This window comes from Streptomyces sp. RP5T (assembly GCF_003933965.1).
Classification (GTDB): Bacteria; Actinomycetota; Actinomycetes; order Streptomycetales; family Streptomycetaceae; genus Streptomyces.
Map to the genome: position 1 here is coordinate 1 of NZ_RSAJ01000797.1, position 3,136 is coordinate 3,136.

4 protein-coding genes are annotated in these 3,136 nt (G+C 72.3%); 1 reads left to right on the forward strand and 3 read right to left on the reverse strand.

From position 1 onward, the window contains the following. Window positions 1-53: 53 nt before the first annotated feature. Entirely contained in the window at window positions 54-857 is an 804-nt protein-coding gene (gene ppk2 / locus EHS43_RS41135) for a polyphosphate kinase 2 (protein ID WP_125195623.1), read from the forward strand. A gap of 10 nt (window positions 858-867) precedes the next feature. On the opposite strand, the gene EHS43_RS41140 is transcribed toward ppk2, so the two are convergent. The 3 genes from EHS43_RS41140 to EHS43_RS48485 are packed head-to-tail and all read right to left on the reverse strand — an operon-like array spanning window position 868 to window position 2,977. Beyond that, window positions 868-1,734, reverse strand: a complete 867-nt coding sequence (locus EHS43_RS41140; RefSeq protein ID WP_125195624.1) for a universal stress protein — start codon at window positions 1,732-1,734, stop codon at window positions 868-870. A 5-nt stretch (window positions 1,735-1,739) separates the two neighbouring features. Beyond that, window positions 1,740-2,762 (reverse strand): zinc-dependent alcohol dehydrogenase, encoded by a 1,023-nt coding sequence (locus tag EHS43_RS41145; RefSeq protein WP_125195625.1) that lies wholly within the window; start codon window positions 2,760-2,762, stop codon window positions 1,740-1,742. Window positions 2,763-2,779: 17 nt separating this feature from the next. Next, window positions 2,780-2,977, reverse strand: coding sequence for a hypothetical protein (locus tag EHS43_RS48485; RefSeq protein WP_260470946.1), 198 nt, complete (start codon window positions 2,975-2,977; stop codon window positions 2,780-2,782). Window positions 2,978-3,136: the final 159 nt, after the last annotated feature.

The window sequence follows — 3,136 nt, forward strand, 5'->3', positions numbered from 1 at the left end:
GGGGTGGAAAGTACGGTGGCGGGCAGGTGTGGGACCCGGAGGGTGGAGGCGGCATGGCCGACAAGGGCGCGGAGAGGCTGTCGCGCAAGACCTACGAGAAGGAACTGCTGCGTCTGCAGACGGAGTTGGTGAGGCTCCAGGAGTGGGTGCGCGCGGAGGGCGCCCGGCTGGTGGTGGTCTTCGAGGGCCGGGACGCGGCGGGCAAGGGCGGCACCATCAAGCGGGTCGCCGAGCACCTCAACCCCCGTATCGCCCGCATCGCGGCGCTGCCGAAGCCGACCGAGCGCGAGCGCAGCCAATGGTACTTCCAGCGGTACGTGGAGCAGCTGCCGGCGGCCGGCGAGATCGTGCTGTTCGACCGGTCCTGGTACAACCGGGCCGGCGTGGAACACGTGATGGGCTTCTGCACCAAGGAGGAGTACCAGCTGTTCCTGCGCCAGTGCCCCCTGTTCGAGCGGATGCTCGTGGAGGCCGGGATCGTGCTGCGCAAGTACTGGTTCTCGGTGAGCGACACCGAGCAGCAGGACCGGTTCCGCAGGCGCCTGGAGGATCCCCTGCGGCGCTGGAAGCTGTCGCCGATGGACCTGGAGTCCATCACCCACTGGGAGGCGTACTCCCGGGCCAAGGACGCGATGATGGTGCACACCGACATCCCGGAGGCCCCGTGGTTCGTCGTGGAGAGCGACGACAAGCGCCGGGCGAGGCTGAACATGATCGCCCACCTGCTGTCCTCGGTGCCGTACCACGAGGTCCCGCCCCCGGTCCTGGAGCTGCCCGAGCGGCCGACATCGACCGGGTACGAGCGCCCGCCGCGTGATCTGCAGACCTACGTCCCCGACCACGCGGCGGGCCTGTGACCCGAGCCGCTCACTCCTGCTCGGGCACGATCGCCACCGGGCAGGCGGAGTGGTGCAGCACCCGGTGGGCCACTCGGCCGAGCTGGAGCCCGAAGTGCCGCGGATGGCGCCTCGCGCCGATGACCAGCAGGTCGGCGTGGTCCGAGGCCCCGGCCAGCACCGTCCCGGCCGGGCCCTCGACGGTACGGCGGTGCAGTTCGACATCGGTCGGCGCGTCCCGGAGCGCCGCGTCCAGGACGTCCACCGCCTGCTGCTCGTGCAGCCGGGCGGGCTCCCCGGCCAGCAGCGGATGGTCGGTGGTCTCGTGCGCCGGGCACCGCCAGGCCCGTATCGCCTCCAGCGGCACTCCGCGGCGCGCGGCCTCCGCGAAGGCGAAGTCCAGGGCCGACTTCCCGCCGGCCCCGACCACCACGCGGCCGTGCCGCCCGGACCGGGCCTGGTTGTCGTGGCTGCCCCGGACGACGATCACCGGACAGTGCGCGTGCCCGGCCACCGCCAGGCTGACGGAACCCAGCAGCGTCTCGGCCATGCCGCTGCGGCCACGGGTGCCCGTCACCAGTACGGAGGCGTCGCGGCTCTCCCGCACCAGTGCGTACTCCGGCTCCTCGAAGACCACCTCGGGGGTCACCTTCAGCTCGGGATGACGGGCGGAGGCGCGCCGGACGGCGCCCTCGACGACGTCCTGCGGCAGCACCTCGGACGAGGGCTTGCCGAGGTCCTGGGCGAGGGCGGCACCCTCGTAGCGCTCCCACAGACAGGCGTTCACGATCCGCAGCGGCAGTCCGCGCAGGGCGGCCTCGTCGGACGCCCAGTCGACGGCCCGCAGACTGGGCTCGGAGCCGTCCACACCGACGACGACCGGAAGATCCGTCGACATCGCGCTCACCGCCCCGCACCGAGGTCGAACACGATCCGGGCCCTGACCTGACCGCGCAGCACGTCCTCGATGGACTCGTTGACCGAGGCGAGCGGGCGGGTCTCGGAGATGACCCTGGTCCGGCCGGCCGCGTGCAGCTGGAAGACCTCGGCGAGGTCCTGCCGGGTGCCGACGATCGAACCGATCACGCTCGTCCCGTTGAGGACGGTGTCGAAGATCGGGACCTGCACGGTGCCGTGCGCGGGCAGGGCGACCATGACCAGCTTCCCGCCGCGCCGGAGCCCGGAGTTGACGGCGGCGAAGGCGTCCTCGTTGACCGCCAGGGCGATCGCGGCGTGTGCTCCGCCGTACCCCTTGAGCACCTCGCCCACGTCGTGCTTGCGGGCGTCGATGACGATGTCGGCGCCGAGTTCGGCGGCGAGTTCGAGCTTCTCGTCGGTCACGTCGATCGCGGCCACCCGGGCTCCCGCGATCTTGGCGTACTGCACGGCCAGGTGACCGAGCCCCCCGACACCGGAGATCGCGACGAGCTGCGTGGGCCGCACACCGGCGACTTTGAGCGCCTTGTACGTGGTCACGCCGGCGCAGGTCAGCGGGGCGGCGTCGACGGCGCTGACGCCGTGCGGCACCGGCTGGGCGAAGTCGGCCCAGGCCAGCATCTTCTCCGCGTAGCCACCGTCGCAGCCGTAACCGGTGTTGATCTGCGCCTCGCACAGCGTCTCCCAGCCGGACAGGCAGTGCTCGCACCGTCCGCAGGCCTTGCCGAGCCAGGGCACGGCGACCCGCTGTCCCACGGACAGGTGGGTGACCTGCTCGCCGAGCTTCTCGACGATGCCGACGCCCTCATGGCCGGGCACGAAGGGCGGGTTCGGCTTGACGGGCCAGTCGCCGCGGGCGGCGTGGATGTCGGTGTGGCAGAGCCCGGACGCCTCGACACGGACGCGCACCTGGCCGGGGCCGGGCTCCGGGTCGGGACGTTCCTCGATGACCAGGGGCTCGCCGAAGGCTCGTACAACCGCTGCCTTCATGGTTCAACTCCTCGGGATTACCGCATCAGTTGTGCGGGACGACGGCGACGGGGGTGATGCAGTGGTGCAGGAACGCGGTGGGTGACGGGGCCGATGCGGGCGCCGAGCGCGCCACGGCGGATCCGGTGCCGGGCCACGACCGGGGAGACGGACCGCACGGCCGCCGTCCGGCTCTCGCGCGACCCGTCGGGACCGGCGGTGACGTGACGGACCATGAACTCCACCTCCCGGTTCGAGCTTCGTCCCCGAGCAGGGCCCACGGCAGGGGTCGTACGTCCCTGCGGAGGGCCGACCGGCCCGGGTCGTCATCGGCGCGGGTCGGTCATCGGCGCGGCGGACCCGTCCCCCCTGAGGGGCCCGTCCCCCCTTGGAGG